The organism is Kitasatospora sp. NPDC089913 (genome assembly GCF_044748625.1).
Taxonomy (GTDB): domain Bacteria; phylum Actinomycetota; class Actinomycetes; order Streptomycetales; family Streptomycetaceae; genus Kitasatospora.
In genome coordinates this window covers 1-13,721 of sequence record NZ_JBIVGI010000008.1, presented here as the reverse complement: position 1 = coordinate 13,721, position 13,721 = coordinate 1, and the positions used below count along the sequence as shown (strand labels likewise).

16 protein-coding genes are annotated in these 13,721 nt (G+C 72.9%); 5 read left to right on the top strand and 11 right to left on the bottom strand.

The window, feature by feature from the left end:
- Positions 1 to 110 precede the first annotated feature (110 nt).
- The 3 genes from ACIPYS_RS14885 to ACIPYS_RS14875 form a co-directional block, all read right to left on the bottom strand.
- Positions 111 to 1,220 carry a serine hydrolase domain-containing protein gene (locus ACIPYS_RS14885; RefSeq protein ID WP_400746284.1) on the bottom strand — a complete coding sequence of 370 codons (1,110 nt, stop codon included), beginning with the start codon at positions 1,218 to 1,220 and terminating at the stop codon, positions 111 to 113.
- Between the two features lie 447 nt (positions 1,221 to 1,667).
- Positions 1,668 to 2,348, bottom strand: coding sequence for a hypothetical protein (locus ACIPYS_RS14880; RefSeq protein ID WP_400746282.1), 681 nt, complete (start codon positions 2,346 to 2,348; stop codon positions 1,668 to 1,670).
- A gap of 208 nt (positions 2,349 to 2,556) precedes the next feature.
- Entirely contained in the window at positions 2,557 to 3,792 is a 1,236-nt protein-coding gene (locus ACIPYS_RS14875) for an MFS transporter (RefSeq protein ID WP_400746280.1), read from the bottom strand.
- Between the two features lie 74 nt (positions 3,793 to 3,866).
- On the opposite strand from ACIPYS_RS14875, the gene ACIPYS_RS14870 reads away from it, so the two are divergent.
- The gene (locus ACIPYS_RS14870) at positions 3,867 to 4,328 is read left to right on the top strand and encodes a winged helix-turn-helix transcriptional regulator (protein ID WP_400746278.1); all 462 of its coding nucleotides are present in this window, start codon (positions 3,867 to 3,869) and stop codon (positions 4,326 to 4,328) included.
- Between the two features lie 48 nt (positions 4,329 to 4,376).
- Here ACIPYS_RS14870 and ACIPYS_RS14865 read toward each other — a convergent pair whose 3' ends face one another.
- From ACIPYS_RS14865 to ACIPYS_RS14855, 3 genes are all read right to left on the bottom strand, one after another.
- The gene (locus ACIPYS_RS14865) at positions 4,377 to 4,616 is read right to left on the bottom strand and encodes a DUF397 domain-containing protein (RefSeq protein ID WP_400746276.1); all 240 of its coding nucleotides are present in this window, start codon (positions 4,614 to 4,616) and stop codon (positions 4,377 to 4,379) included.
- A gap of 62 nt (positions 4,617 to 4,678) precedes the next feature.
- Positions 4,679 to 4,864 carry a DUF397 domain-containing protein gene (locus ACIPYS_RS14860; RefSeq protein ID WP_400746274.1) on the bottom strand — a complete coding sequence of 62 codons (186 nt, stop codon included), beginning with the start codon at positions 4,862 to 4,864 and terminating at the stop codon, positions 4,679 to 4,681.
- A 2-nt stretch (positions 4,865 to 4,866) separates the two neighbouring features.
- A complete protein-coding gene (locus ACIPYS_RS14855; RefSeq protein ID WP_400746272.1) occupies positions 4,867 to 5,742 on the bottom strand; it encodes a Scr1 family TA system antitoxin-like transcriptional regulator in 876 nt (291 codons plus the stop codon).
- Between the two features lie 141 nt (positions 5,743 to 5,883).
- Here ACIPYS_RS14855 and ACIPYS_RS14850 point away from each other — a divergent pair, with 141 nt between their 5' ends.
- Positions 5,884 to 6,354, top strand: coding sequence for an ATP-binding protein (locus ACIPYS_RS14850; RefSeq protein WP_400746270.1), 471 nt, complete (start codon positions 5,884 to 5,886; stop codon positions 6,352 to 6,354).
- Between the two features lie 169 nt (positions 6,355 to 6,523).
- On the opposite strand, the gene ACIPYS_RS14845 is transcribed toward ACIPYS_RS14850, so the two are convergent.
- Positions 6,524 to 7,285, bottom strand: a complete 762-nt coding sequence (locus ACIPYS_RS14845) for a class I SAM-dependent methyltransferase (protein ID WP_400746268.1) — start codon at positions 7,283 to 7,285, stop codon at positions 6,524 to 6,526.
- A gap of 233 nt (positions 7,286 to 7,518) precedes the next feature.
- Here ACIPYS_RS14845 and ACIPYS_RS14840 point away from each other — a divergent pair, with 233 nt between their 5' ends.
- Together ACIPYS_RS14840 and ACIPYS_RS14835 are read left to right on the top strand one after the other, a co-directional pair.
- Positions 7,519 to 8,637 carry a serine hydrolase domain-containing protein gene (locus ACIPYS_RS14840; protein WP_400746266.1) on the top strand — a complete coding sequence of 373 codons (1,119 nt, stop codon included), beginning with the start codon at positions 7,519 to 7,521 and terminating at the stop codon, positions 8,635 to 8,637.
- Positions 8,638 to 8,783: 146 nt separating this feature from the next.
- Positions 8,784 to 9,107 (top strand): cupin domain-containing protein, encoded by a 324-nt coding sequence (locus tag ACIPYS_RS14835; RefSeq protein WP_400746264.1) that lies wholly within the window; start codon positions 8,784 to 8,786, stop codon positions 9,105 to 9,107.
- Positions 9,108 to 9,121: 14 nt separating this feature from the next.
- Here the strand turns inward: ACIPYS_RS14835 and ACIPYS_RS14830 are convergent, their stop codons facing one another.
- Positions 9,122 to 10,012, bottom strand: coding sequence for a PaaX family transcriptional regulator C-terminal domain-containing protein (locus tag ACIPYS_RS14830; RefSeq protein ID WP_400746262.1), 891 nt, complete (start codon positions 10,010 to 10,012; stop codon positions 9,122 to 9,124).
- Positions 10,009 to 10,689, bottom strand: coding sequence for a GNAT family N-acetyltransferase (locus tag ACIPYS_RS14825; protein WP_400746260.1), 681 nt, complete (start codon positions 10,687 to 10,689; stop codon positions 10,009 to 10,011). Before ACIPYS_RS14825 ends, ACIPYS_RS14830 begins: the two co-directional genes overlap by 4 nt.
- A 113-nt stretch (positions 10,690 to 10,802) precedes the next feature.
- Here ACIPYS_RS14825 and ACIPYS_RS14820 point away from each other — a divergent pair, with 113 nt between their 5' ends.
- Positions 10,803 to 11,882 (top strand): alpha/beta hydrolase family protein, encoded by a 1,080-nt coding sequence (locus ACIPYS_RS14820; protein WP_400746258.1) that lies wholly within the window; start codon positions 10,803 to 10,805, stop codon positions 11,880 to 11,882.
- Here ACIPYS_RS14820 and ACIPYS_RS14815 read toward each other — a convergent pair.
- Both ACIPYS_RS14815 and ACIPYS_RS14810 read right to left on the bottom strand, forming a co-directional pair.
- Positions 11,869 to 12,855, bottom strand: coding sequence for a serine hydrolase (locus ACIPYS_RS14815; protein WP_400746257.1), 987 nt, complete (start codon positions 12,853 to 12,855; stop codon positions 11,869 to 11,871). The genes ACIPYS_RS14820 and ACIPYS_RS14815 overlap by 14 nt on opposite strands.
- Positions 12,856 to 12,913: 58 nt before the next feature.
- Entirely contained in the window at positions 12,914 to 13,507 is a 594-nt protein-coding gene (locus ACIPYS_RS14810) for a GNAT family N-acetyltransferase (RefSeq protein ID WP_400746255.1), read from the bottom strand.
- Between the last annotated feature and the right edge of the window lie 214 nt (positions 13,508 to 13,721).

Here is a 13,721-nt window from a genome sequence, read left to right as displayed (position 1 = left end):
CACCCCACGGCCGCGTGGTGCCCGGGTCTCCCGGCCGCCGCCCGCGCGCGGGGCACGCCCGACGGTCCTCCGTGCCCGCGTGCGGCGCGGAGGACCGTCGGACGCCAGCCTCAGTTACCGCCGCAGAAGGCCGCGTCGAGGAGCTTGAACTCCGCTGCCGACTGGGCGGCCTGGGCGGTGGCGTCGCCGCCCGGCGCGTAGGAGAGGGCGAGCTGCCGGTCCGCGGTGCCCCACAAGTCGCTCTTGAAGCCCAGGACTTCGCCGTTGTGCCCGAGCACGGTGGTGCAGGACAGCCGGACACCGGCCAGGCCCATGCCGTAGCTGGGGGCGGTCCCGGTGGCGAGCATCGTCGTCATCTCGCGCTGCTGCTCGGGCGGCAGCAGCCTGCCCTGGAGCAGGGCCCGGCCGAAGCGCAGCAGGTCGCCGGTGGTGGAGATCATCTCGCCCGCGGCGCCGATCCACGAGGGGTTCTGCTCGGTGACGTCGACGCCGTCGGTGTACCCGTGGGCGTGCGGGCCGGGGATGCCGGAGGAAGTCCCGGGCAGGAAGCTCCGGTTCATGCCGAGCGGCCGCAGGATGCGGCGGGTGATCTCCTCGCCGTACGGGCGGCCGGTGACCTTCTCCACGAGCATGCCGAGCACGTCGAAGTTGGTGTTGGAGTAGTCCCAGCGCTCGCCCGGGGCGAACAGCGGTCCGTGGAGGACGGAGGCCGCCACCTTCCCGGCCGGGGTGTAGGTCCGGTTCAGCCCGCCGAGCGCGGCCCAGGTCCGGAAGGCCAACTCGTTGCCCGGGTCGGGAATGACGGAGACACCGTCGTTGGTGGGGTCGAAGAGACCGGTGCGCTGGTTGAGCAACTGCCTGACCGTGATGGTGCTCTGCTCCTCGGGCAGCAGCCCCGGCAGGTGCCGGGCCACCGGGTCGTCCAGGCCGAGGCGGTGCTCGCCGACCAGTTGCAGCACGGTGGTGGCGACGAAGGTCTTGGTGACGCTGGCGATCCGGAACCGTCCCTCGGGGTCGACGGGCGCCCGGCGGCCCTGCTCGGCGACACCCGAACCGCCGGTCCAGACCTGGCGGCCGTCGGTGACCTTGGCGATGACGGAGACCGCTCCGGCGTCCGTCATGCCCTTCAGCAGCGGCTGGAGCGGCCCGCCGACGACGGCGGTCGCGGAGGTGTCGGCCGGGGCGGAGGCGGAGACGGAGGTGTCGGCGGAGGCCGGCACGGCGGCGCCGAGGAAGAGCGCCGCGACCGCGGCGGCGGCCAGCGAACGGGACAGGCGACGTGACGTGCGAGGTGACGTGCGAGGTGACGTGCGAGGTGACGTGCGAGGTGACGTGCGAGGTGACGTGCGAGGTGACGTGCGAGGTGACAAGGGGCTTCCTCCCGATCCGGCGGACGTGCGTCCGCTTCGGGAAAAGCCTGTCAGCGAACCATCGGCGATCAGTCGCTCCGAACGACGAACCGACGGTCCTTCAGGAGGACTACGGCGCGGGCGATCAGCCCCGACGGCACGGAGGGGTGCCCCCTAGGGGCAGGCGGGCCGGGTGCCGGATCCCCGGCGCCGGTCGGCGACCTGCGGGTTCCTGGGGCCGCAGGTCCGCGAACTCGAGGCCGGCCCCCGGGCGCGCGATCGGCGACCGAGGTCGGTCGCTGTGGAAGCGTGACTGTGTCAGAACGCGGAGCCCGAGAGATCGGTGGCGACCTCGACGGCCTGGTAGCCGTAGGTGTCGGCCGCGTCGACGCGCAGCATGAGACAGAATCGGTCGAGGGACTCGACCTCCCTGACGAGGCGCTTGTGGTCGTGTTTGAGCAGGTGTACCGCCGCACGGTTGGCGATCGCCGACTGTCCCATGATCATGAGAACGGGCTGTGCGGACTGCGGTGGGGTGAACTTCGCCACCAACGCGTGGTCCGTCCGACCGTATTCGTGAGGGAAGTGCTCACCGCCGGCGCTGAAGTCGCCACTTCGATCGACCGTCACACCGGGCAAGTGCCGCGCCAGGTACTCGACGTTGCGCCGGTTCGATCCCAGGCCACCGATACTGAGTTCGGTGCGGTCCCCGTTCAGCTCCGGAGCGTCCGCGGCAACGAGAGAGAACGCGCACCCGGACTCCTCCGCGAGCATCGCGAGGTCGATGATCGCGTAGACGTCACTGTGCTCGGTGACGGCGGGAATCTGCCAGTGGCTGTTCAGGACGATGACGCACGGCACGCCGGGCCGCAGACCGAGCAGCGCCTGCCTCTGATGCAGGACGCGAGCCGTGCTGACACGCCTCCAGGCCCAGACGGACACTCCGCTGACGACGCTCGTGATGAGCCCGATCATGACATTCAGCACTGCATCCGACACGGAGCCCCCGCCTCGTCGTAGCAACACGACCTGATAGTCGGCTGGCCAGCCTACTGATCAACAACCCGTCACGCGTGATGAACCGGCCTTTCCCGGAAGGAGGTGGTGGGTCCGCGCGACCGGGTGCTGTCTGCCGAGCCTGCACAAGGCCGCGTACAGCTGCGTTCTGTCGGGACGGGCGGTGAGTACCGGCGGCGCGCACCGTCGTTCAGTGCCCGGCCGCGTTCCCCGCCGGGCGGAGGTCGCGGGCCCAGGCGAGCAGGGCGAGCAGGCTGAACGCGGCGCCGAGCAGGCAGACGGCGGACCAGCCGGCTGCCGCGTAGGCCGCCGTGGAGGTGATCGCGCCGAGGGCGCTGCCGAGGGAGTAGAACACCATGTAGCCGCCGATCAGCCGCCCGCCGGCGGCCGGGTCCAGGGCGAGCACGGTGCTCTGGTTGGTGACGTGGACCGCCTGGACGGCGAAGTCCAGCAGGACCGCGCCGAGGGCGAGGGCCCAGAGCGACTGCCGGGTGAGCGCGAGCGGCAGCCAGGAGAGGACGAGCAGGGCGAGGCCCCCGCCCGCCGTCCACCGGCCGAGGCCGCGGTCGAAGAGCCGGCCCGCCGGAGCCGCGGCCGCCGCCCCGGCCGCGCCGGCCAGGCCGAAGGCCCCGACGGCGGAGGGGGTGAGCGAGAGCGGGGCCTCGCTCAGGGGGAGGGCGACGCTGCTCCAGAGGGTGCTGAAGGCGGCGAACACCAGGAGGGTGATCAGCCCGCGCCGCCGGAAGACCGGTTCCCGCAGCGGCAGCCGGGCGAGTTCGCGCAGCGCGCGGCGGTACTCGGCGGCCACCGCCCGCGCCGGGGAGCGCGGAGCGGCGCGGGGAGCCGTCCGGGGGAGGGCGCGGCGCAGGGCGGCGGCGAGGGCGAGGGTGAGGACGGCGGAGAGCGCGTACACGGCGCGCCACCCGGCGAGGTCGGCGACCGCCCCGGCGACGGTCCGGGCGAGCAGGATGCCGAGCACGACTCCGCTGGTCACGGTGCCGACGACCCGCCCGCGCTCGCCGTCCGGGGCGAGCGCCGAGGCGAAGGCCACCAGGGCCTGGGTGAGCACGGCGAGCAGGCCCACGCCCATCAGCCCGGCCAGCAGCGCCGCCGCGCTGCCCGCAGTGGCCACGGCGGTCAGGGCGAGGGCGAGCAGTACGGCCTGCACGGTGACCAGGCGCCGACGTTCGAGCAGGTCGCCGAGCGGGACCAGCAGGACGAGGCCCAGCCCGTAGCCGATCTGCGTACAGGTCACCACCGCGCCGACGGCGGCCCGGCCGATGTGGAGTTCGTCGGCGATGGCGACCAGCAGGGGTTGGGCCGCGTACACGTTGGCCACGGCGGCCCCGGCGGCGAGCGCGAACAGCAGGGTGAGGGGGCGGGTCAGGACCCGCGGTGGATTCTGGTTGCATGATGCTACCGACATGGTCGCACCATAGGCCGGAGGGGTAGCATGTTGCAACCAGGTGTGAATGGTGGTCGGTGCCGAGGAGGCCGGAGATGGTGAAGCGGACCAGGTTCGACGACAACCCGTGCCCCGTGGCGCGCTCGGTGGACGCGATCGGCGACTGGTGGTCACTGCTGATCGTCCGCGACGCCTTCGACGGCAGCCGCCGGTTCGGCGAGTTCCAGCGCAGCCTGGGTGTCGCCAAGAACATCCTCAGTGCCCGGCTGCGCGCGCTGGTCGAGGCCGGGATCCTCGCAGTGGAACCCGCCGCCGACGGCAGCGCCTACCAGGCGTACGTGCTCACCCCGAAGGGCGAGGACCTCTTTCCGGTGGTCGTCGCGCTCCGCCAGTGGGGCGAGCGGCACTTCTTCGACCCCGACGAGCCCCACTCCGAACTCCTGGACCGCCGCGACGACCGGCCCCTGCGCGAGCTGACCGTGCTGGCGGCCGACGGCCGCCCGGTCGGCTCGGCGGACACCGCCGTGCACAAGGTGGCGGAGCCGAGGAGGACCTGACGAGCCGTCGTCCGGTCGTACAGGTGGAATTTGTCGGGGTGCGCTATATCAGACGTCGGCGTTCGCGGCGAAGTCGATGAACGCCTTCCATGCGGCCGGTTCGAAGGTCAGTTGCGGGCCGGTCTTGTCCTTGGAGTCACGGACGTGGACGGTGCCGGGCGTCTCGGCGATCTCGACGCACTGTGCGCCTTCGTTGCTGCTGTACGTGCTCTTGCGCCAGGCGACTTCGACGCACGCGGCGCCCTCGTTGCTGCTGTGGCTGCTCTTGAACCATGTCAGCTCGGTCATGGGACCAGGATGCGCCGACGGCCCGCCGCGGGGAAGCGGCGGGCCGTCGAGGGTGTGCTGTTTCAGACGGTGGCGTTCGCGGCGAAGTCGACGAATGCCTTCCATGCGGCCGGCTCGAAGGCCAGCTGGGGGCCGGTCTTGTCCTTGGAGTCACGGACGTGGACGGTGCCGGGCGTCTCGGCGATCTCGACGCACGCAGCATCCTCATTGGTGCTGTGGCTGCTCTTGAACCATGCCAATTCGGCCATGCCTACCGCTCTCCCAGAATCTGCTCGATCAGGGCCAGGGACTCCCTCAGGCTCAGGGCCTGGGCCCGGATGCTGCTGTACCGTGCGGCCATATTACGTACCTCGACTGGGTCCGTGACCAACCGATTGACGTGCTGTGCCGCGACATATCCCATCTGCGAGCGTCCGGCAGGCGTGAGCAGGATGAAGGAACCGCCCATCCCGGCGTGCGTCAGTCGGTCGAGTGGCATCACCTGGAGCTCGGGGCCACGCATCTGGCCCATCTTGAGGAGGTGCTGGAGCTGCTCGGTGTGAACGTCCAGGCCACCCAAGGGGCGACGAAGGACGCTCTCATCAATCACCCATGTCACTACCGGCAGAGGCCAGCGGGTCAGGATCTCCTGCCTGGCCAATCGTGCTTCCACCCATTCGTCGATCTTCTGGGGAGCGAGCAGCGGCCGACGCATCTCGTACAGCGCCCGGATGTAAGCCTCGGTCTGCAGCAGCCCCGGGATCACCATTGTGCTGTAGTCGTGGATCTCGATCGCCTTGGCTTCCTCCGCCGTGAAAGCCTTCGAGAAGGCCGGGTGACGCTCACTCACCCGCACCTTCGCCTTCATCACGTCGTCCGCGACGACCGTCAGCGCCCCGCCCGCGTCGACGATGGGGTCCACCACCGTCAGGAACTCGATTCTCGGCGTGCGCTTGCCCCGCTCGATGAGGCCGACCATGTCCTCGCTGTACCCGATCCGCTCCGCGAGTTCGCGCTGCGTCAGCCCAGCCCGCTCGCGGAACAGCTTGACCAGCTTTCCCACGGCGCTGTAGAACTCCGCGATCCCGTCCGAGTTCTCCGCCGTCTCGCCGTCGTCGGAGACCGTGCGCTCGACGCCACTCACCATGGGAACCACCCCTGCTCACACGAGTTTGCGACCTGATGATCCGGGTGCCGCCAACAAGCGGACCCTCCGCGTCCGTACAAGCACGCTCCGTGCCCGCCGGATTCGTGGTCAGCGTACGTCCGCGCCGTCAGGCTTTTCCCCATGACGACCGAAATTCCGCTCGACAACCCCCGCCGCCACACTGTCGTCCTCGCCGCGACGCCGAAGGGCGCGTGCCTCTGCCGACGCATCGTCAGACGCCAACTCGTCCACTGGGGAGTGGATTCCGCTCTCGGCGAGCCGTTCCATTCCGCGCTGCTGATTGTCGCGGAGCTGGCGGCGAACGCCATCACGCACGGGCGCGTTCCGGGGCGCGGGTTCGAACTCTGCCTGTGCCTCACCACCACCGTGCGCCGGGGCGCCACCCTCAGGATCGAGGTCTCCGACTGCCGGGGCGACCGCCTGCCCGTCCTTCCGTCGGCCCGGATCTCCGACGGCCAGTCCGGTCGGGGGCTGGTCCTGATCGACGCCCTCGCCGACCGCTGGGGCACGGAGCTGCGCGAGCCGAACGCCAAGACCGTGTGGGCCGAACTCGACCTCGCCGACGCCCGCTGCCTCGCCGATGCCCGCTGAGTCCCGCCGTGCCGCGACTGCCGCCGGCAGCGCCGCGCTCGGTACCCTGCTCCCGTTCGTCCTCCTGCTCGCCCTCCTCGCCTGGGCATACCCCCTCACCACCCGTCACCACGCCAGCCCCCGCCCGGCCCCGACCCCCACCGCGTCCGTCACGGCCCGGTGACCGCCGTCAGTGTGCCGGCGGTCCGCCCGCCTCCAGGGCGACGAGGTGGTAGAGCGGGTCGGCGATCGGGGTGTCCTGGTCCGGGAGTTCCGCCAGCCGCCGGACCGCCTCGGCCACCTCCCTGGCGTCGGCACGCGTGCACCAGGGCACCCGGCCCGCCTCGATCACCTCCCGCCACTTCCGGGCCCCGCGCCCCTGCCCGAGGCCGGGGAAGACCGCTTCCCCGGAGGGGCGCAGGCCGAGGCCCGCCGCCCAGTCCCGGATCCGGGCGTGGCGGTCGGGGGCGTGCGGGGCGTAGCGGGCGCGCAAATCAGCGGTGGCCCGGCCCACTTCGCTCTCCTGGGCGAAGTGGGCCGCCTCCTTGTCGACCGTGGTCACCAGCCTCCCGCCGGGCCGCAGCACCCGGGCGGCCTCGGCCAGGACGGCGTCCGCCGCGTCCTCCGGCAGCAGGTGCAGCAGCCAGACCATCACCACCGCGTCCACGCTCCCCGAGGCGAACGGCAGCCGGGTCGCGTCGCCGCACACCGCGCCACCGGGTATCCGCCGGGCGGCCGCGGCGAGCATCCCGGGCGAGCGGTCGACGCCCAGCACGACACGGCCGGGCCGTTGCAGCCGCCGCGTCACGATCCCGGTCCCGCAGGCGATGTCCAGCACCGTGCCGGGCCCCTGCGGGAGCAGCCGCTCCAGCGCCTCCGCCGCCGCCCGCGCCCGCGGTTCGCCGCCCCGGGTGGCGTCGTACGCCCGGGCCTCGCCGTCGTAGTCGATCATGCGGGCCATGCTTCCGGGGGCGGGTTGCCCGGCACAAGGGGAGTGGGAAGTCGACGGCGCCGACTTCCCACTCCGCCGCGGCCGGCCGTGTCAGCCCGGAGGAGGAACGCGGACCAGACTTCGGGATCATGGTCGGCCGCCTCCGGTCCTCCGGCGAGCTGACGACCGTTCGAACGGTCGCGTGATCATGTGGAACCGCACCGAGCACACGCACCCTCGACGAGAGGCAGTTCATGAGCCGCTGGAGGACCGCGACCCTGGGCGTCACCGCCGCCGTCCTGGCCGCCGCGGCCGCCGCCCCGGCGACGGCCGCCCCCGGCCCCCGGCCGGACGCCGTCCAGCAGCGGCTGGACGCGCTGCTCACGGAGACGGGCGCACCGGGTGCGCTGGGCACCGTCCGCTACCTGGACGGGCGCACCCGCGGCTACACCGCCGGGGTCGGCGACGTGGCGACCGGTGCGAAGGTGCCGAAGGACGGGCGGGTGCGGGTCGGCAGCAACACCAAGACCTTCACGTCCGTGGTCGTGCTCCAACTCGTCGCCGAGGGCGGGCTCGACCTGGACGCGCCGGTGGAACGCTACCTGCCGGGCGTCGTCCGGGGCGACGGGATCGACGGCAACCGGATCCTCCTCCGGCAGTTGCTCCAACAGACCAGCGGGCTGCCGAACTACACCCTCCACCTCGGCGACGACGTCCGCCGCTACGAGCCGCGCGAACTGCTCGACATCGCCCTCCGGTACCCGGCCGACGCCGCGCCGGAGGATCACAAATGGGCCTACAGCAACACGAATTACGTGCTGGCCGGGCTGGTCGTGGAGGCGGTGACGCGGCACAGCCTCGCCCAGGAGATCGAGCGGCGGATCGTGCGGCCGCTCGGCCTGCGCCGCACCTACTTCCCCGCTCCGGGGGACGCGACGGTCCGCGGGGCCCATCCGCACGGCTACTACCGCGAGTCGGCGGACGGGCCGCTGGTCGACATCACCGACATGGACCCGTCCTGGGCCTGGGCGGCCGGCCAGCTCGTCTCCACCCCCTCCGAGCTGAACCGCTTCTTCGCGGCACTGCTGGACGGTGAACTCCTCCCGCCCGAGCAGCTCGCCGAGATGCGCACCACCACCCCGGCCGGGGACCCGTTCGCGCCGGGGTCGGCGTACGGGCTGGGGCTGGTGAGCACACCGCTGTCCTGCGGCGGCGAGTACTGGGGGCACGGCGGCAGCATCCCCGGCTACGAGACCCGGGTCGGCGTCACGGCGGACGGCCGCGCGGCCACCGTGACGATGACGGTCCAGGCACCGGACAAGGCGGCCGCCCGGAAGCTGGAGGGCGTGGTCGACGCGGCCCTCTGCCAGTGAGGGAGGGCGGGCGACGCGAGGTTTTACCAAACGGTCGACCAACGGGTCCGGCTGCTCGGATAGCGTCCAGCACGTCCCCTTCGAACGAACACAGCGCGGTCCGGCCCTGCCTCCATGGCGGGTCCGGTCCGCCGTGGAGGTATGCCGTGAACCCCGTCGCCGTGAATCCGATCGACCTGTCCGCCGCCGCGTCGGCCCTGCCCGCGCCGTGGGCGTCGCAGCTGCTGGAGCAGGTGGGCACGGCCGCCGTGAAGGTGCTGCGGATGGACGGGCGGCCGCTGCCCGTGGAGTCGCACGACAACGCCGAGGTGCTGGTCGTGCTCGACGGCCGGCTCGAACTGCTGCTGGAAGGGGCCGAGGTGACGGTCGGGCCGGGGGAGCTGCACCGGATCCCGGCGCGCGCGGAGCACGCCGTGCGGCCCGGGAGCCGGGGGACGCTGCTGATCGTGGAGGTCCCGGAGGCGGAATGACGGCCGCGGGCCGGTCAGTCCGTGACCCGCTCGGCCGCCTCCCGGGCGACGTCGGTGTAGTGGCGGAAGAGCACCGGGCGGGCCTCGGCCCCGCCCCGCTCGTGGGCGTCGAGGCCGGCCCAGCAGCGGGCGACCTGTTCCCTGGCCGTGGCGCCGGGCCACGGCTGCGGCAGCAGTTCGGGCGGCAGCAGCGGGTCGGGGTCCATGGCGCGGGTGAGTTCGGCGGCCAACTCGACCGCAATGGTCAGGAGTTCGGCGGAGGAAAGGGCGCCGGGGCCGGTGAGCCGGGCGAGTCGCGGTCCGGCGACGCGGTCGAGCCGGTGGTAGCGCTCGGCGATCTCCGCCAAGGGCCAGAGCTCCCGGGCGAGTTCGGCAGGCTCGCGGGTGTCGCCCCGGCGCAGGTCGGTCGTGGTGAGCAGGGTCAGCGCGTCGTGCGCGCCCAGGCGGTGGGCCGCTTCCTCGACGTACGGTTCCCAGGCGTTGGCGCTGACGTACAGCCCGCCCTGGAGCGGGGCGCCGCCGAGGTGGACGAGCGTCTCGCGCAGGGTGTCCCGGGCGGTGCGCGCGGATTCGGGCACCGCGAAGGCGGCCAGGTGCCAGACGCCGTCCCAGGGTGCGCCCCCGGTGTCCTGGCGGAAGGCGTGCCGCAGGAAGTCCACGTCGGGGGCCAGGGCCCGGACGGTGTCCGGGGTCGCGCGCAGTACCGCCTTGCGGCCCCGCCCCTCGTGGGTGAACCGGTCCTCGGCCACCAGGCGTTTGACGCACAGGCGCACCTGCTGGTCGGTCATGCCCAGGGTGGTGGCGACGTCGTACAGCTCGCCTGCGGCGACGGTGCCGTCCTCGCGGACCAGCGCGTGGACGAGCATCCGGGTGGGGACCTCGACGCGGTCGGTTCCGGTGTTCATCGTGGAGCCTCCGTTCCGGGGTTGACGGGGTTGACGGGGTTGACGGGGTTGACGGGGTCGACGGGGTCGACGGGGCGGCGCATGGCGGTGACGGCGCCGAAGCCGAGCAGCCCGCGCAGGTACGGCGTCCGCTCGGTCCGTACGGCCGTGAAGCCGAGCCGCTCGTAGAGGGCCCGGGCGCGCGGGTTGGTGTCGATCACGTCGAGCGCGATCTCACGGTAGCCGTGTTCCGCCGCGACCGCGGCCACCTCCTCGATGAGCAGGCTCCCGATGCCGCGGCCCCGTAGGCCCGGACCCACGGCGATCCCGTCCATGAGCAGCCGGCCCGGGGCGGGCCTGCGCTCGAACAGGGCCAGCAGCGGGAGCCGGTGCAGCCCGCGCAGGTGGCCGTACGCGCGCAGCACGGCGCGGGCCGAGCCGCCGGTGAGGCCGCGCCCCTGGTGCCGGTACCCGGCGAGGCCGACGAGCCGCCCGTCGAGCAGGGCGCAGACGGCCCGGTCGGCGTCGAGATGGGCGGCGATGAAGGGTACGGCCTTGTCCGGCGGGTTCAGGGCGGGGCCGAGCTTGCGGCCGAAGGCCTCCCAGTAGAGCTCCGCCGCCCGCCGTTCGGTGCCCGCGGGCAGGCCCCGCCGTACGGTCACCGCTCCGGCGCCGGGGTCGGGTGTGTTCCGGCTCATGCCGTGCCCCCTCGTCGTCTTGTGCCCAGGGCTCAAATCTATCAGACTCGCTACGATCGTTCTCGCTGCGATAGTTATTCGGCCTGTTCGAACCCGAGCGGAGGTGCCGTTCCGTGCGCCCGAAGACCCGCCCCCGGCGGAGGGGGATCCGCATCGCCGTGTGGTCGCTCGTCGCCGCCGTCCTCGTGGCCGCCGGCCTCGCCGGCACGGTGCTGTGGCAGCACTCCTACGACCTGGACGAGCGGCGGGTCACGATCCGCCACGGCGGCCACGTCCTCAACGCCGTGCTCGCCGTCCCCAGGGACGGGCGCGAGCGCCACGGCCTCGTCGTGTACGTGCACGGCGACGGTCCCGTCGACGCGACCCACGACGACGGCTACAGGCCGATCTGGGAGGCGAACGCCGCCGCCGGGTACGCGTCCCTCTCCTGGGACAAGCCCGGGGTGGCGGGTGCCCCCGGCAACTGGCTCGACCAGTCCATGGACGACCGGGCCGACGAGGTGGCCGCCGCGATCGCCTGGGCCCGCGCCCGCCCGGACGTCGACGGCGACCGGATCGGGCTCTGGGGTGCCAGTCAGGCCGGCTGGGTGCTGCCGAAGGTCGCGGCCAGGACGCCGGTGGGATTCGTGGTCGCCGTCTCGCCCGCGATCGACTGGCTCCGGCAGGGTCGCTACAACCTTCTCGCCGAACTGCGCGCCGACGGTGCCTCGCCCGCCCGGATCGAGGCCGAGACCGCCAGGAGCGACACCGTCCGGGCGCTGCTCGCACGCCACGCGGGCTTCGAGGAGTACGTCGCGGCCATGGGCGGCGACGCGCACGGCATGACCGCCGACCGCTGGGGCTTCGTCTCCCGGAACCACACCGCCGACGCCACCCGGGACCTCCCCGCCCTGCGCGGCGTCCCGGTGCTGCTGGTCCTCGCCGGCCAGGACACCAACGTGGACACCGCCGACACGGAGCGCGGCTACCGCGAGGCGCTGGACGCGGGCGGCGCGCTGACGGTGGAGCACTACCCGGACGCGGCCCACTCACTGGTCAAGCGGTCCGTCGAGCGGTCGGACCTCCGGCTCGCGCTCACCGCGCTGTTCTCGCCCCGTTCGCTGTTCGCGGACGGCTTCCTGGACGGCCAGCGGCGGTTCCTCGACCGATCGGGCCGGGCCCCGGTTCAGGGACGGGCCCTCAGCTCCCGGTGACCGCCTCGGCCGCCGCCCGGGCCACCGACTCCACCAGGTCCACGCCGTCGGTGTCGGTCGTGTTCCCGTCCGAGACCACGGCGATCAGCAGCTCGTGCCCGTCCCGCTCGACCCGGCCGATGCTGTTGATCACCCACAGTCCGTCCGAGTCCCTCGGCAGCCAGCCGTTCTTCACCGCGAACCCGCCGTCGCTCGCCGCCGCGCCGACACCCCAGCGCTGGTCCTCCTCCACCTGGTCCAGCAGTTCCCGGATGTAGTCGCGGGAGGTGGCGGAGAGCAGCGAATCGCCGGTGAATACCTGGCGCAGCAGCCGCAGTTGGTCGTCGGCGGTGGTCGTGGTGAGGCCCCAGTAGCCGTCCTGGCCGGCCTCGGTGGCGGTCAGGCCGAAGCGCGCGTTGGCGGCGTCCAGACCCGGGTCCGCGCCGATCTCCTCCCACAGGCCGGTGGCGGAGTCGTTGTCGCTGTTCTCGATCATCGTGGTGGCCAGGTCGCGCTGGGCGGCGGTCGGGGCGGCGCCCGCGTCCTGGGTCCGCAGCAGCAGCGTGGCCAGTATGTCGAGTTTGACGATGCTGGCGGTGGCGAAGCCGTGGCCGGGGCCGCCGTAACTGAGCGACTGCCCGGTGCCCAGATCGGTGACCGCCACCGAGACCGCGCCCTCCGCCCGGTCGACGGCGCTGTGCAGGGCCGCGACGGCGTCTCCGGGCGAGGCGGTGGGGGCGGCTGCTGCCGTGGTGGTGGATGGGGCGGTGGTGGGTGCGGCCGGGGCGGTGGGCGTGACCGCAGGGCCGTTCCCGGGGGCGGCCGGGGTGACCGCTGGCGGAGCGGTCGAGGTCGTGTCGGCCACGACGGACATCTGCGGCCCGCTGCCCACACCGTCGGACGGCCCCTGCAGCGCCGCGGCCACCGCCCCCGCCGCCACGAGGAGGCCGACCGGCACCAGCACTCTTGCCCGGGGGACGCTTCGTATCGCCATGATCGATGAGAGTAGGGCGCGCGGCTTTGAACATCATGAGGACGGCATGGACATTTTCTCAGGACCCGCCGGCCGCCCGACCGTCCGGATGTGCGACTGCTCCTTCACGGTACTCCTCGCCGGATCCCCGGGGCGCGGGCCGGAGTCGCCGCAGCATCACCGTGTACGCGGGGCTGCCGGCGACGGGCCGGGTCGGGCCCACCGGGCGGTAGCCCCACGCCTCGGAGCGGGCCCGCACGCGCGGCTGGCCGGACTCGGTCAGCAGGCACACCAAGTCCTCGGGCCGGTCCTCCAGCAGGGCGTCGTGCAGCCGCCCGGCGAGGCCCTGTCCGCGCCAGGCGGGGCGGACCATCAGCTCGGACAGGCCGAAGGTCACGGCGGGGTCCGGCGCGGGAGCGAGCAGCCCGCGCCACCACTCACGGCCGGCCGCCAGCGGTGCGCCGTAGGCGAAGCCGGTCGGTTCGCGGCCGTCGTAGGAGACGACGCAGGAGAAGCCGGGGCGGGCCGTCCAGTGGCCGACGACCTGGTGGAACCGGTGGGTGAACGGGTCGAGCATCCGGTCGGAGCGGACGTCGGCGTGGATGCCGAGCAGCAACTGATCGAAGTCGACCGGCAACTCGGGGTGGTAGTGGATGATCTTGGCGACGGTCACGGGCGGCTCCATCGGTCGCGGCAGCGGTCGGGCCACTCTCGCGCACCACGTGCCTCCGGGGCCAGGCCCCGCCAGGCCCCGCCGGGTGCCGCCGGGTGCTGCCGGGTAGGAGGGCCGGTTTTCGGGTCCGGGAACGGCGAAGGCCCGGAGGATGTTTCCTCCGGGCCTTCGGTGCTACTGAGTAGCGGGGACAGGATTTGAACCTGCGACCTCT